This window comes from Streptomyces sp. NPDC050610 (assembly GCF_040654875.1).
Classification (GTDB): Bacteria; Actinomycetota; Actinomycetes; order Streptomycetales; family Streptomycetaceae; genus Streptomyces.
On the sequence record NZ_JBFAIV010000039.1, the window covers coordinates 62,815 to 77,331 of the forward strand.

Annotated in this window: 11 protein-coding genes; 5 read left to right on the forward strand and 6 right to left on the reverse strand. The window is 69.7% G+C overall.

The annotated features are described in order from the left end of the window. Window positions 1–163: 163 nt before the first annotated feature. The 3 genes from AB0I22_RS33780 to AB0I22_RS33790 are packed head-to-tail and all read right to left on the reverse strand — an operon-like array spanning window position 164 to window position 7,406. Window positions 164–2,932, reverse strand: coding sequence for an RNaseH domain-containing protein (locus tag AB0I22_RS33780; RefSeq protein WP_363134816.1), 2,769 nt, complete (start codon window positions 2,930–2,932; stop codon window positions 164–166). Beyond that, entirely contained in the window at window positions 2,929–6,228 is a 3,300-nt protein-coding gene (locus AB0I22_RS33785) for a hypothetical protein (protein WP_363134817.1), read from the reverse strand. The genes AB0I22_RS33780 and AB0I22_RS33785 overlap by 4 nt, the downstream gene beginning before the upstream one ends. Further along, on the reverse strand, window positions 6,225–7,406 hold the full coding sequence (locus tag AB0I22_RS33790) for a hypothetical protein (RefSeq protein WP_363134818.1): 1,182 nt from the start codon (window positions 7,404–7,406) through the stop codon (window positions 6,225–6,227). The genes AB0I22_RS33785 and AB0I22_RS33790 overlap by 4 nt, the downstream gene beginning before the upstream one ends. A 49-nt stretch (window positions 7,407–7,455) precedes the next feature. Here AB0I22_RS33790 and AB0I22_RS33795 point away from each other — a divergent pair, with 49 nt between their 5' ends. The 5 genes from AB0I22_RS33795 (at window position 7,456) to AB0I22_RS33815 (ending at window position 10,770) form a co-directional block, all read left to right on the forward strand. Further along, window positions 7,456–7,950: a putative phosphothreonine lyase domain-containg protein gene (locus AB0I22_RS33795; protein ID WP_363134819.1), complete on the forward strand. Its 495-nt coding sequence runs from the start codon at window positions 7,456–7,458 to the stop codon at window positions 7,948–7,950. A gap of 429 nt (window positions 7,951–8,379) precedes the next feature. Beyond that, window positions 8,380–8,811, forward strand: a complete 432-nt coding sequence (locus AB0I22_RS33800) for a hypothetical protein (RefSeq protein ID WP_363134820.1) — start codon at window positions 8,380–8,382, stop codon at window positions 8,809–8,811. A 65-nt stretch (window positions 8,812–8,876) separates the two neighbouring features. Beyond that, complete coding sequence (locus AB0I22_RS33805) at window positions 8,877–9,797, forward strand: abortive infection family protein (RefSeq protein WP_363134821.1); 921 nt, start codon at window positions 8,877–8,879, stop codon at window positions 9,795–9,797. A 35-nt stretch (window positions 9,798–9,832) separates the two neighbouring features. Further along, the gene (locus tag AB0I22_RS33810; RefSeq protein ID WP_363134822.1) at window positions 9,833–10,291 is read left to right on the forward strand and encodes a hypothetical protein; all 459 of its coding nucleotides are present in this window, start codon (window positions 9,833–9,835) and stop codon (window positions 10,289–10,291) included. Window positions 10,292–10,326: 35 nt separating this feature from the next. Beyond that, the gene (locus AB0I22_RS33815; protein ID WP_363134823.1) at window positions 10,327–10,770 is read left to right on the forward strand and encodes an abortive infection family protein; all 444 of its coding nucleotides are present in this window, start codon (window positions 10,327–10,329) and stop codon (window positions 10,768–10,770) included. A 2-nt stretch (window positions 10,771–10,772) separates the two neighbouring features. On the opposite strand, the gene AB0I22_RS33820 is transcribed toward AB0I22_RS33815, so the two are convergent. The 3 genes from AB0I22_RS33820 to AB0I22_RS33830 all read right to left on the reverse strand — a co-directional run bounded on the left by AB0I22_RS33820 (window position 10,773) and on the right by AB0I22_RS33830 (window position 13,994). Further along, a complete protein-coding gene (locus AB0I22_RS33820) occupies window positions 10,773–13,427 on the reverse strand; it encodes a Helicase associated domain protein (RefSeq protein WP_363134824.1) in 2,655 nt (884 codons plus the stop codon). 101 nt (window positions 13,428–13,528) lie between these two features. Continuing rightward, the gene (locus AB0I22_RS33825) at window positions 13,529–13,771 is read right to left on the reverse strand and encodes a hypothetical protein (protein WP_363134825.1); all 243 of its coding nucleotides are present in this window, start codon (window positions 13,769–13,771) and stop codon (window positions 13,529–13,531) included. A 100-nt stretch (window positions 13,772–13,871) separates the two neighbouring features. Next, on the reverse strand, window positions 13,872–13,994 hold the full coding sequence (locus tag AB0I22_RS33830; protein ID WP_363134826.1) for a hypothetical protein: 123 nt from the start codon (window positions 13,992–13,994) through the stop codon (window positions 13,872–13,874). Between the last annotated feature and the right edge of the window lie 523 nt (window positions 13,995–14,517).

Consider the following 14,517-nt stretch of genomic DNA (forward strand, 5'->3'; position numbering starts at 1 on the left):
AGCGCCGGCGGGGCACGGGAGAGCTGGACTGAACCGCCCCCGGCGGTGCGTATCAGATGCGGCTCGGAGAGCGTTCGCTCCCAGTGCCAGTTGATGATCCCGTCGTCGGCGTTGAGACGGGTGGACCCTGCTGGTCGGCCGGCCTTCCGCCGACGTGTTGGACTCAGTCTTCGGTTTCGGTGTCTGCGTCGACGGTGCGCCGGTATTCCCAGTGGTTCTTGTCCATCTGGATGCCGAGGTGGATGGGGGCGGGGTACCGGGTGCGGTAGTTGAAGTGCAGGGCGTGGTCGCACAGGCGGGCCGCGGCCAGGCCGTAGGTGAGTGGTGCATGGCCGTCGGGGAGGTGGAGCACGCTGATTTCTGTTGCGGTGTGGCTGTACCAGGTTTCTGCCTGTTCCTCGGCGGAGGTGCTGGCCCAGCGTGTGTACTTCTCGCCTGCTCGCGCGTAGCGGGAGCTGCCGGTGTACTGCTGGGGCAGGTTGCACAGGATGAAGGTGCTGGTGGTGCCCTCCATCAGGAATACGCCGGTGGCGAGCTTGCGCTCTTGGATCTCGGCCGTTGACTCGTCGGTGTGGTCGAGGCGTTCGACGAGGGCGGGTGAGGCGACGTGTTCGCTGCTGGCGGTGACGCGCAGGACGGCGCGGGGGCGTTGGCCGGTGGGGAGGGTGAAGCCGGGCAGCGCGGGGCGTGCGTCCAGGGTGCCGTCGGGTTCGGGGGTGCGGCCCAGGTGACGGTTGGCCAGGAGCGGCCAGATGCTGCGGGCCTGGTCGCCGGAGACGTAGACGATGTAGCCGGTGGCGGTGCCGGCGTGGTCGCCGAGGTCGAACAGGGCGCGGTCGATGGAGCGGGGAAGCTGTGCGTCGCGGCGGCGGCCGTCGGGCAGGCGGCGGCTGCGGTGGGCGGTGTTGGCGGTGGCGTAGTCGAGCCAGGTGCCGCCGGGAGAGTCCTCGTCACGCAGGTAGGCGAGGGTCTGCCACAGTCCTCCGTCCTGGGGCACGAGTGCGACGAGGGTCCACATGAGGCGGGGCGGCTCGGTGGCGGGGCCGCGGCGCTGGCCGCGCTGCTCGCGCAGGTGCAGGCCGACGTGGACGAGGGGTTTCTTGAGGCCGTTCGGGCCGTAGGCCAGGGCGTCGGTGAGGCGGGGGTGGACCAGGCCGGCGCTGCGGTGGAGGTCGGCGACGGCCATGTGGCCGCGGTGGTCGCCTGCAAGCTCGCTGCCCAACTGGTCGAGGGCGGTGGTGATGTCACGGGCCTTCTTGCGCGGGTTGCGGCGTCCGGGCTTGTGGGGGGTGAGGAACTGGGTGAGAACGCCGAGGCGGGCGAGTTCGCGGACCGCGTGGGGCTTGGCGTCCAGGTCGTAGGGGTTGGCGACGGTGGCGTCGGGCCTGCGGGAGGCGCGGCGCTGACGAGTCCAGGCTTTCGCGTCGTACTCGGTTTCGCACAGGGCCAGCAACCGGGTGTCCTCGGGGGCGTCCAGCCCTTGGAGCTGGCGGGCCAGGGAGGGGCGCTTCTCGTGGTGGTCACCGTGGAGCAGCAGGTCGTCCGCAGGCTGCAGGAATGCCTCGACATGATCGTTCAACGCCACGATGGTGTTCTCCGGCATGCCAGCGGCGGCCAGGTCCGGGCGGTTGAAGTGGTAGGCGAGCAGTCGCTGCATGCGGGTGCGCTCGCTTTGGCGGCGGTACAGGACGAGGAAGCGCAGGCGCAGGCGGCCGGCGGCGGCGATGATCTGGCCCAGGCGGGGGTCGTCGAGCAGGACGCTGTCGCGGCCCTCGGTGGTGGTGCGGCGGCTGCCGAACGGCCGCCCTGCAACCTGATGGGTGCGCACCAGGGGTTGTCCGAGGGCGTCCCTGGCCCAGCGGGCGAGTTCGCGGCGGGCGTGCATGCCGTCGCCCTTGCCGATGGAGAAGGTGCCGGCGAAGGGGATGAGGGCACGCAGGGAGCCTGGCGTGCCGCTGAGGTCGCAGGCGCTGGGACTGAGGAATTCGGTCTCATTTTCGGCGCGGGGGAAGACGCTCTCGCCGTGCAGGCGGGTCCAGGCGTCCAGGGCCAGGCGTGTGGTGTGATCCAGGTGCGTGTACTCGCCCCTGCCACCCAGTTCCAGTTTGATCAGGGGGCCGTTGGGGTCGCGAGGGGCGAACCATGCGGTGCGGGCGCTTTTGAGGGTGTTGCTCAGGCGTGAGACGCGGGGCTGGACGGTGGCGATCGGAGAGCGCAGGCCGGGGTGGGAATTCACAGCCACCTCCAGGCGCAGCGTGGCGTAGTGGATCCGGGTCTTCCACGCCGCATCCTCTTCACCGGCGCTCTCACCGTCGCCGTCGCCGTAGGCGGCGCCCCAGCTGTTCTTCCACAGCAGGTCGGGATCCCACACCTGCAGGCATCCGGCCAGATCGGCGCGGAAGCGGACGGTCTGGCCGTCGATCTCCCAGGAGCGGGTAGCCAACCGGCTCGCGACCGCCCAGGAAGCGGCCCTCCAGGCCCAGCCGGGTGCGTCGATGCAGGCCCCGTTGCCGGTGAACTGTTCCCACAGCGGGGTCTTCTCGGGGGTGGTGCCGGCGATGAGGTCGGCGATCTGGCTCTGGTAGGCGAAGGAGAACCGGTCGGCGTCGGTCTGCAGCAGGGCCTGCTCCCACAGAACGATCGCGGCGTGCAGGTCGTCGCGGTCCAGGAGGCGGCTGGTGGCCAGGAACTTCGGCGGGTCGCTCTTGCTCGCGGGGTAGAGGGCTGCGCAGGTGTAGCCGGTGGCGCGCAGCACCGTGAGCAGGCCCGCGTAGGGCAGGTTGGCATCCGACCCGGTGATGCCGCGGTACTCCTGCCGCAGGGCCGGCCACACGTCGCCGATCTTTTCGGGCAACGGGTAGAGGAAGACGGTGCCGAGGAGATCCTCGTTGGTGTGGCAGGCCAGCAGGGACAACCGGGTCTGGGTGCTCATCGGGGGCTTTCGCTTTCGGCCGCGGTGGCGCGGGGGAGGGGGACTCGTACCAGGTGGGGCTGCTCGGAGGAATGGGCCAGGTCGAGCCACGCGGTGAGGGTGGAGCCGTAGGCGCGGCGCAGTGCGTACTGCTCCTGCTCGGTCAGCTCGTCGTAGTAGGTGCGCAGCAGGGAGGGGTAGTCCGTGCCGAGGCGGGTGGCGAAGAAGGCGTTGTCGACGAGATACAGCTGCACGGGGGTGCCGCCGCGGCGGGCACGCCCGGCGAGCTGGATCATGACGACCAGGATTCCGGCGAGGATCTCGGTCTTCAGGAACCGCGGGAGGCGGGAGAACATCGGGCTGGAGCGCAGCAGCCAGTTCAAGCGGATGTGGGCGGCGCGGGTCTGCAGCGCAAGCATCCGGGCGGGGTCGGGGCCGGGACAGGCCGCGGCGATACCGGCCGCGCCGATGCTGGCGTACATCGACTCAGGTGTGTGCAGGTCGGCGGCCGGCCGGGTGGCGACCCACACCGAGGACAGGGCGGAGCGGTCGGTGCCGGGGACGAGGATGTTCAGGGCGCGGGCGACCAGGCGCAGCGGCGCGCACACGACCTTGACATGGGGGTGGGTGTAGGGCAGGTCTTCGAGCTGGTCGACGGTGATCATGACCACGCCGGGGGGCGGGGCCACGCCCCCCGGCGGCCCGGTCTTGGGGATGACCACGGCGATCCACGACGGGTCAGGGATCGCGGAGGCGATGCCGGCGGCGAGAAGCATGGACTGGCTGTAGGCGTTGGTGACCACCATCGCCCTGGCCCGGTCGGGTTCGTGGATCTCCAGGTCCCGCAGGTGTTCCGAGAGGCGGTCTCGCCACAGCTGGGCGCCCAGTTCCAGGAGCCGGGCGGGTTTGCTGGACTCCTCCTGCCCGCCGACGCCGATGGGGTTCCAGGTGTCGGCGGTGGCCGAGACGTTGCCCGGCCGGGCGGTGACCGCTCCGGGGGCCGCGTCGGTCATCACGTAGGCGGGCTGGGTGTGCAGATGCTCTTTTGCGGCGCGGGGGAAGAACGCGGTCGCGGACAGGGCCAGGACGCTGCGCTCCACCCCTGCGGTGGCTAGCGCGATGGTCCCGCCGAGCTGGACGGTGCTGGTGTGCGGGTCGCCGCCCAGGGTCTGCACGGACAGCCGGCCGCCTCCGCGCTGATTCTTCTCGACCTTGAATCCGAACAGCTGGTAGCCCAGCGGCCCGTACGGAAGGGCGGGGTTGTGGCTGAAGGTGCCCAGCGCGCGGGCCAGTTCCCGGCCGGCCGTCAGCTGCGCGCCGGCGCCCAGGCCGGCCAGGACTGCCTTGAGATGGACCAGGGCCTTGTGCAGGCAGCCGAGCCAGGAGCGCACCAGCAGGGCGTTGGCGATCTCACGCCGCTGACTTGAGGGGATCTTCAGCCGCCCCAGTTCCTTGTCGATCTGCGTCTTCACCCGGGGGAGGGCGTCGTGACTGGCCTCGCGGCTGACGGCTTTCACGAGCAGCTCCGCCAGGTGGGCGTAGCGCGGCGGCGGCGAGGCTTTCTTGTCCCGGTCGGGGAAGATCGCACGGAACTCCTCGTGGACGCTCGCGTCGACCGGGGCGGTGACGTCCACGTGCAGGAGCTTGTCGAGCAGCCACCGGTCCCACAGCCCGGGCACGTGCCAGTCGGAGCTGGGGCGGTCGTCCTCCCCTCCGACGGTCTCCAGCCACAGCTCGTCGTCCAGAACGTAGTTCAGGAACTGCTCACCCAGCCCGCGGGCCTTGAACAGGGCGTTGACCAGGCGCCGGTCGCTGGCGGCGTCCAGGGCCTCGCGCTGGCGGTCGACCTCCATCAGCAGGGAGGACCCGCCCCAGGCCCGGCCGGCCAGGGTGAAGATGTCCGAGCCCAGGTCGCACCAGCTGCTCTGCAGGTGGTCGACCTCGTCGATCAGCAGCACCGTGCACAGGCGCAGCACGAATTCCATGACGCTGATCCGGCGCAGCACCCCCTTGTCGGTCTCCACCGGCACCGGCAGGGAGCCGCGCAGCAGGTTGTGGTGGTTGGTGACGATGATGTCCGCGTCCATGGCCGCGCGGATCAGGGCGTACTTGCCGCAGGTGCCCAGCCGCGGGCAGGCGTGGCTGGGGCCTGGTTCCTCATGGCCAGGGATGACGCCGGCCGGCTGTAGGGACAAGCACGGCTCGGCGCTGCGCCGCACCGGCGGCCCGTCGACCGGCCATGCTGATAGGTCGCAGCCGTAGGCCAGTTCCTCGAAGCGGTCCTCGCGGCCCTGGGCCAGGGCCCGCTCGGCCTGCTCCGCCAGACGGTAGCCCGAAACGAGGGGAACGACCTTCAACGTGGGGTTGGCTGCTGCGAGGCCGGCGGCGGTCTGCCGCACGAGGTCGTCGTCCTGGCGCAGGCGCTTGTCTTGCGCGTGCTGGGCGAGCTCGTCGTCCGCCTCGCGCATCCGTTCGGTGTTGCTCAAGCTCTCGTGGATCTGACCGACGACCACCGTGACCGGGCCCTTGCCCTGGCGGACCAGCAGCGGGGCGGCCGCGTTCAGCAGGACGCTCTTGCCGACACCGGTGGGTGCGTTGAGGACGGTGACCTTGCCCGCGGGCAGCCGCAGCTTCGCGACCCTGCGGTCATTGGTATCCAGCAGCCGGTCGAAGAAGTGGGCCATCAGGCCGGGCTTCCAGCCGTTGCGATCGTTCGCAGCCGCCTGCCGCCGCGCCAGCCGCAAGACCTGGCGGCGCGAGAGCGTCACCTCACGGCGCCACGGTGCCGTGCGCAGCTGCAGCGGGGCGATGCCGGCTCCCCCCTCACCGTCGGGGACGGTCACCACCGAGGGGTCGCTGTTACCGAAGGTCCACTTCCCTGCCGTGGCCGCAGGCTGCGGTCCGCGGTTGCCGTAGTACAGCTCCTCTGTCTCGCTCAGCAGCCCCTTCGCCAGCAGCAGCGGCTTCTGCGCGTGCGCGACAACCAGGTACCTCGCCTCGCGCGGCTCAACGTCCTCCGGCAGCCGGTACAAGCCCTCGGCTGAGGACGCGTAGGAGCGCGCCAGCCCGTAGAACGCGCTGCGGCCGGCGACATCCCCGGGCCGCACATGCCAGTAGCCGCCGACCATCTCCCGTACCCGGCGAGGCACCTCGGCCCACTGCTCCCACAGGTCGGTGCGGGCAGCGGCGAACACGTGCGCCTGGTCCAGGGGGACGACCCGCTGCCCCTGCGGGTTGTGGAACCCGAAATACTCGTCGGCCAGCGCCAGCGGGAACGCCACCGCCAGCATCCGCATCTGCCACTCCTCCGGCCTCACCGCTCACCTCCACAGGCCTGCTTGACGCGCGCAACCAGGCGGCTGACCGTGGTCACCTTGATCCTTCGCCCGGAAAGCCGCTCCTGGAGGTAGTGCCGCTCATGGTCCTGGTGGTCGGGCAGCACGATGGTCAGCGCGTACGGCTTCGGCTCGCGTTCGAGCAGCGCACAAGCCAGAGCCTCGACCGACTCCCACGCCTTGGCGTCCACGCGCAGGTTCATCGCGCGCCGACCCGGCGGCGCGACCGTGATCCGCAGGTCGTACTCGTCCGGGCGCAACTCTCCCGGCCATATCTGCACCTGCACGTGATCCAGGTCCTGCAGCTCGTCGCGCAGCTCGATTTCGAGCAGGGTCGGCAGCACCCCATACCGCCACACCGGGCGGCTGAGCGCCAGATGCTCCGTGCTGGCCGGCAGGCCGACCACCGCGCCGGCCTCCTTGCCCGTACCGACCAGAAGCGGCGCCGCGCCGACAGTGGCCGGCTCCAGACCCAGGCGGTAGTGCACGCCGCGCACCCGGTGCGCCTCGCACCGCACCTCGACCTCGCTGCCGCGGCGTACGACCCGCATCGGCCACCGGCACATCGGGCACGGATACCACCAGCCGTCCAGATGGCACCACGGCCAGTCGCTGACCGCCTCGTAGAAGTCGAACCGCATCCACAACTGGTCCCAGGCCCGGCGCAGCACCCGCACCGGCCCGGCCGGGCTCTCCGCCAGCAGGGCCCGCGCGCGCCGGTACTCCTGCGGCTCCAAGCGCCGCAGAACCTCGTACAGACGCCGCTCCTCCTGCTCGGCCCTCACCCGTGCCCAGGGCCAGTGCCGCTCCAGCGCTGACTGCGGCACCAGATGCTCCCGGCACAGGTCCTGCAGCGCATCGCGAACCAGACCGTCCTCATCGAACAGGCACACCGCCCCGAGGCCGTCACCCGGCGCATCTTGGGCTGGCAGAAGCGGGGCAAGTGGACCGCGCAGTGCACGACGGAACTCGCCCATTCCCCACTGCGCGGCGTCGGCCGCGGGGTGCGCGGCTCGCAGCACGGCCAGGGAGTCCATCAGCATCGCCGCCCGCCGCGCGGGCTGCAACTGCAGGTCAGCCTCCGCTGCGGCTGCCATGCAACACGCGGTCAGGGCCTGCTCCCGCCGAAGCCGCGAGTTCTCGCGTTCCTTCAACACCACGCACTTAAGATCACCCAGTGCGGGGGCTTTGACCGCATAAGGTGCGTATGTGCGTACACGTGCCACCCGAACGGGCCATGCTGGCCGCTCGCCTGCCCCCTCGACGACGACCAGCACCCCCTGGCTGTGGGCCGCCGCCCCCCACATCGTCTTCCCACTCCAACAGACACCCGTCACCCCGCACGGGAAATGGCTCTGGTTCCTACCCGTCCGGGCGTTGGACGCCGGCTGGCGCCTCGTCAAACAAGCCGTGGAGGACGGGAAACTCGGCCCCGGAGCCAAGGTCGCCACCCTCGGCAGCTCCTTCGACGGTGACCCCACCCGCCGACCGGTGATCGTCTACACCGCCGACTGCACCAACGAAGCCGATGTCCACCGCGTGCTGGTTGCCCTGCGGGCCCTCGGCGTCAACGATGCCCTGGCGTACAAGACCGACGAAGCCACCGAACTCGGCAAATACGGCGACCGAACCAGCCTCTACACCAGCCCCGTGAGCTCCACCAAGGTCGTACGCCGCGCCCCGCGGTACGCAGCGCCGACCTGAACCCCTGACTCGGCCGTAGAAGCTGCAGCTCCATAGAAGACCACGAGATCAGGGCCTCGCTTCTGCCGCGGCTGCGCGGATTGGCCCGCTTCTTTCCCTGCCGTTGAGTCCGCGGGGCGGCCAGGGCGGTGGCGGTGCGCGGTGAGATCGCCGAGGACAGAGACTGGTATCGACCGGGTGGATTAGGCCGGAAGCCGTGGTCTGGCGATGGACTCGCGATTCGGCCAGAAACCTCGCAGCCCACGGTGCGACAGTGGGCTCTGGTCGCTCGGCATACGGACCTCGCGGGTCTGGTGCACGGACCGACTCAATTTGCCCCGCTCATCTGCATGTGTAGGTCGATGCACCGCCGTCAGATGTCCTCTTCTTCCATGGGGACGAACGCGGCAGCAGACGGGCGAAGGAGGCTTGGTGAGGACACCTGACGGGATGGATGAGTTTCGCTGGCGGTGGATGCTTCTCCGCCGCCCGAGGACCGAGCGGTTCTTCCTGCTGCATGCCGCGACGCGGCCTGCAGGCTTCCAGGACATTCGTGTCTACTGCCGTGACAGAATCTCCGATGCGCGGCTGGTGTGGAAGGTGTGCCACGAGTGCAAGCGGGGCGTCATCTCGAAGATCTCGCTCTCCCCAGAAGTGCAGCGGCAGGGCCTCGGCACACTCCTTGTCGACAGGGCGCTCCTGGAGGGTCGCGGCTACCGGTGGACGACCAGCAGCCAGTCCCCGGATGGCCAGGCGTTCTTCCGGGCGATGTCGGCACGCACTGGCGCCGAGTTCAGGGCAGGAGCCCGGACGGGCGAGCACATCCGGGAGAGCCCGCCCGGACGCCACAGGCCCGTCCTCGACCGACGCCTCCACTCGTAGGCTGCTGGAGCAGTACGGTAGAAAATTCCGGCCCGCTTCAAGGCCAGCCCCCGTAATCTGCCTATATGGTCACCGCCGATCGCGAGCTGCTCTCCCGGACTGCCCGTAACGCTGTCCGGGCACTGATGAGCGGGCTCGTGGCAGGCGCGATCGGTGAGTACTGGGAGAACGAGCACTTCGCCCCGGCTCCCGGCTTCACGCCGGGGGAGGGCGGGGTTCGCAAGCAGCTCTTCGACTCCTACGCCGCGTCCGTCGACTGGACCGACCACGACCATGTGACCCGGGCCCTGAGGGTGTTCGAAAGCATGCTGCGCCGCTTGGACCGGGAGAGCCGGAAGTACGGCGGGGATGGCTTGCCTGCCGACACGGTGGCGGATCTGCGGGAGGCGTTCGCGCGGGACGGCTGTCGCCTGGATGATGAGCTACGCCTGCACACGGCACGCGTCGCCCATCTGGTTGTCCATGCCGACGCCCTGTCTGAGGCGTCGGGCATCCAGGCCGAGCTGGAGCGGGTGCGCAGGTTCGGAGCCGATTACCCCGATGACGCGATCGGCGCGGCTAAGCAGCTCATCGAGGCGACCGCCAAGCTTGTACTGCTCAAGCGGAATCTCCCGGTCGACGAGCGTCAGGACCTGCCCGCGCTGATCAAGCAGGCGCAGCGAGCGCTTCACCCTCACCCTGCGGCAGTGCCGCCGGCCCGCACCGGCGGCAGCCCGGACAACGCCGACAGCATCAAGCGCATCCTGGGCGCACTGACCTCGGCTGCCATCGGCGTCGCCGAACTGCGCAACCGTTACGGGACCGGACACGGACGGCTGGCCGCACCCACGGGCCTCGGATCCCGGCACGCCCGCTTCGCCGTCGGCACGGCCGCCACTTGGTGCGAGCTGATGCTCGACACCTTCGCTGACCCCAATGCCCCCTGGCGCAAGGCTCCTTCGACACCAGCCCCGCTTGCGGACAGCGAGCCCGCAGCCTCGCTCTGAGCCCGCACAAGCTGGAACACAGGAAAGGGCAGCCGGTGGCACCACAGCAGCTCACTGTCGTCACTCGCCAGCGCCTCCTCGACTTACTGGTCGTCGAGAAGATCTGGTGGTGGGGCGCTCTGGACGAGGTGAGGTTCCTGGAGCGCTTGTACGACCTGGACGTCCTTGAAGGCGACGGCTACCGGCGTCCTACGGCCAGGGAAGACATCTGGCAGCACTGCATCAACAACGATGACTGGCCGCCCGGATGGGTGTTCACCGACGCCCGCTTCGGGCTCAGCGGCCCCTCCCCGCAGCCGCTGTTGAACTTCCTCGCCGAAATGCTCCACCCCGTGGTGCGGCGCGACCCGGCCGAAGTCGAACGCCTGGCCGAGAAGCTCAACGGCATCCTTGCCAAGGACGGCTTCGAGCTCTACCCGACCGGATACATCAGCGGGCTGCCGTTCTACGCCGGGGCCCCCGCGCGTCCTTCCACGGCGCCCGACCTGACTTGAAGTTCGAAGCACGCCCCCTACTGACCGACCCCCGCGTGCTCCACGAACACCAAGAGCGCATCAGGGCTGGCCTGGAACGCGACCCCGCCGCAGCGATCGCCTCCTGCAAAGAACTCGTCGAAAGCCTCTGCAAGATCATCCTGGAACACCAGGACATCGAGTTCCCGCCAGGAGAAGACCTGCCACCGCTGTTCAAGCGCGTCACGACGCTGCTGGGCCTGAACGCCGACGCCGTCGCCGACCACGCCAAGGCCAGCGCCACGGTGGTCAAGCTCCTACGCACCCTCACCACGACGGTGCAGGGCTTGGCCGAGTTGCGTAACCAGCTAGGACTCGGCCACGGGCGAACCGCACCGAGCCCGGCACTTACCCGCCACGCCCGGCTGGCTTTGAACAGCACGGTGACCGTGACGGAGTTCGTGCTCGACACTTGGCAGGATCGCATCGAGCGAGGGAAACTCCCGCCTCGTTCTCAATAGCGTTACGCCCACTCCATGCCCAGCTCGCGCAGCGCGTCCAGCTGTTCCTGGGTGAGCTTGTCGCGCCGGGTTTTGGTGTTGGAGATCCATACGCCTAGCTTGACGGTCACCGGGTCTGCTTCGCCGTCGACCGAGATCTCCTCGGCGTGCCCCCTCGGCACAGGCCGTTGGCCTTCCCGTTCGATCCACTGTGTGAGGGCCGTGAGGCCACGCTGGAAGGCTTGCTGCGTCTTGCTCATACCCTTCGTGGGCCGCGCAGCCGCCGGGGCGGGGGAGGGGGCTTCAAACGGCTTGATGCCGAGCTTGGTCAGTCGTTCCTGCTGCTCTTCCGACAGCAGCTTCCAGGTGCCTGGCTTGCGCTGCTGTTGGAGCCATCGTCCGATGTCGTCGCCCTCGTAGAGTACGCCGGGCTGGATGTCGGGCAGGTGGCCGTCGGCGTCGACGAGGTCGGCCAGGACGCGGTAGTGCCGCTGCCAGTCGAGCGGCCAGGGGCAGTTCCAGTCCGGGTCGATCGCGGTCAGCTGCGCCGCCCGCTCCGCGGCTCGTTCTGGGTCCTTGCCGAGACCGCCTGTGCGGCGGAGGTTGGCCAGGTGCTGCCCGATGGGCACCATTGCCTCGCCCTCGCCCCACACCGCGTCCTGGCGGGGTGCGAGGTGCCCGTGGGCGCGCCGGTAGGAGCGGAGTGCGGCGAGTTTGTTCTCCCATGCTTCGTCGCCCGGCTCCCACACCATCCCGGCCTCGTCGAGGAGCTCTTTGCGGTGGGGGTCGAATTCACCTGCGCGGTGCGCGCGGCGCTGCTGGTGCACCCACCGGCCCAGGGGGTAGTCCTTCGTGACGCCGACCGCGGTCTCGACGTCATAGGGCACGGCGTGCAGGCTGGTGATCCCGTTCTCGGCACGCCACCGGACCAGGGCCTGGTAGCCCTCGAGCCAGACCAGGGACTGGGGACGGATGACACGGCAGCGGGTCAGGGCCGCGATGTCGGCGGCATCGCGGGGGGAGGCGAAGTTGACCACGACCGCAGTGATCCGGTCGACCTCCTGCTGCGCCTCGCTGCTCTCCTCGGGCATGTCCCCGTTCTCCGGGCCGGCCGCGGCGGCGGGCCGGACGTGGATACGCCGCCGTTCGGTACCGCGGGTCAGGGCGCGGGAGGCGAGCTGGTCGACCATGCGCTCAGAGTGCGAGCGCATGGCTTGGAGGATGTCGACCAAGGGCTGGTAGCTGGCCGAGGCGACCATGTCCTTCGGGTCCTCCCCGGGCTGGAGGAAGACGGGGATGATGATCCGCGCGGTCTTGGTCGTGCCGTCCGGGTTGGGGCGCAGGGCACGTCCGATGTTCTGGACGACGTCCACCTGGGAGCTGCGCGACCCGACGATGCACACGGCCTCGACCCCGCGCAGTCCGGCGATATCGACCCCGACCCCGAGGGCGCGTACGGAGGACAGGAACGCCCGGTGCACCCGCCGGTTCTGGGCGTCGATGCCGTTGGCGAACCGGTGGATCACCGCACGTCGATGCGCGATGGGATGGTCCCCGCACAGCCAGTCCGCCCACACCCGGTCCGCAGGCACGTGACGGCCCTCCTCCAGCTCATACAGCTCAGCATCGATCGACGACGCGGGCAGCTCCTCCGCACCTACCAGCGCCGCCGCGGAGGCCTCAGCGGTATACAGCTCGGCGGCCGTGCGCGGCATCTGCTCGGCGAATGCGGAAGCCTCCTCCACCCGCTGATGGAACACCATGGTGGTGTGCAGATTCTGCTGCGCCGCATGCTCCAGCAGCGCCGCCTGGAGCAGGGCCATGCGCCGGCCACGCAGCGCTTCCTCGGACAGGCCCAGGATCGGGTCCGGGTCGTGGATCTCCAGCACGTCGATCTCGAAACCGGCGAGGATCGAGCGTTCCACCGCCTCCGCCAGCCCGAGATCAAAAATCCGGGTGCCGTAGGTGCTGGAGTCGTCCTCCATCGACGCGATGACCAGCTCCCGCCCGCCCCGCCCGCGCTGCGGCCGGGGCGCGGCGAGGATGCGCGGGGTGGCGGTCAGGTAGAGCCGGAAGTCGACAGGGATCCGGCTGTTGTCGTGGATCGCCGCCCACGGCCGCCTCATGTCTCCGGCCGTCATGTGCCCCTCGTCCAGAATGGCAAGGTCGAACGGAGCCATCCGCTGCCCGTACAGTCGCTCCCCGCCCGCCAGAGCCGATTCCAGCGGCCCAGGGACAGTTCGGCGACCAGTGACGTCGGTGGGGTCCTCGCGGTCCACGAGGGAGGCGTACGTGGCGAACACGACCACCGGACCGGTCCCGGCCCACAGGGCGAGCTGGATCGGGTTGGTGGTGGTGCGCACTCCGAGCTGCTCCAGGACTTCGTCCTTGTCCACCGAGCAGACCGCGACCATCGGCGCCCGGTGCCCGACCCGCCGCCAGGACTGGGCACTCTGCACGATCAGGTCCAGCGTGGGCACCATGACGAGGATCCGCCCCTCCGGGAAGTACTCCAGAGCGCACGCAGCGGTGGTGATCGTCTTACCGGACCCGGTCGCGGACACCCCCATGGCACGCGCCCCCTCCGGAGGCACAAAGGATCTTGTAGGAAATCCGACCCAGTTACGAAAGCGCAATTTCTGGTCGACCTGGTGTTCCTTGAGCGGAATCAAAATCATTTCCAAGCCCTCCCCGATTCCTATTTCTGTGGTCCTTCGACGGCCGCGTGCGGAATGCAGGCGGCACCCGATCCGTTCCAGATCGACGCACCCGCCCTGTGTCAGCCGGGCTTTCCGTCCTTGAAGGGCGGTTGGTCGTCCGGGTCGTAATGCCCGACACTGTGCGTGCAGAGGATGTAGACCTCGTCGCTGTTCACCGTCCGCGCCGTACACAGACCGCCGGCCTCGCCCAGCACCTCCAGCACCCGGCGCCGCGCCGTGGTGTGCGGATGGGCGCGCGGCAGCACGGACTCCCGGACGACCCCCCCCAGCCGCACCATGTCCGCCCGTTCACGCTGCCTCACGTCCGCGAAATGTACGGCCAGCTCAGCCGTCCCGCCCGACCGGCGCCGCGCCGTGGCCAGTCCCGGCCCGCGATGCCACCCAGGGCCTCGCTCACCGCCCTCACGCCTTCGTCCCAGCCGTCCGCGAGCACAGCACACCCCGAGAAGCCGGCGCCATGCCGTCCAGCTCCACCACCTCGCACTGCGCCCCGGCCACCAGGTTGTCCGCCTCGCTCGCGGGCACGCCCGGAGCTCCAGGAGCGCGAACAGTCTCAACCGGTCGTTCACACCCGCCGTCTGATACTGCGTCACCCGGCGCATCGAATCGCTGCCCAGCCTGGGATCTGGTCCGGTAGATTCGTAGTGACCGGTCATCTGGCCATCCTCTCGGAACTTGGGAGATTCCCGAGTGACTGGCGGGTGTCCCAGATTTCTGCCAACGATACATGCTGCATCTATCTGAGAAGCAGCCACTACACCAGAACCCGACACGAATGAGCGACACCCGCTCCGCGTAGCCAGCCAGGCCCGCGCAAGCGGGCCTCTGGGTCCTGGAGGCGTAGCCGTAAGGGCCTTGAGGCGGGGGAGCGCAGCGGACCCGCCGACCCAGGGCGGAGCGAAGCGAAGCCCAGGGTCGGCGGGGCGAAGCCCCGCAGCTCCGGAAGCGCAGCGGACGGAGCGTCACGGCAAGGTCGAGCGGGACGCCGACGCCTATACGCCCATGGTCGCCGCGAGCGCGCCGCTCCGGATCAAGGCGTGCGCGACCC

Coding starts and splice junctions, on each gene's coding strand:
- AB0I22_RS33780 (WP_363134816.1), bottom strand. CDS start 2,932: ATGAGCACCCAGACCCGGTTGTCCCTGCTGGCCTGCCACACCAACGAG.
- AB0I22_RS33800 (WP_363134820.1), top strand. CDS start 8,380: ATGGATGAGTTTCGCTGGCGGTGGATGCTTCTCCGCCGCCCGAGGACC.
- AB0I22_RS33805 (WP_363134821.1), top strand. CDS start 8,877: ATGGTCACCGCCGATCGCGAGCTGCTCTCCCGGACTGCCCGTAACGCT.
- AB0I22_RS33820 (WP_363134824.1), bottom strand. CDS start 13,427: ATGATTTTGATTCCGCTCAAGGAACACCAGGTCGACCAGAAATTGCGC.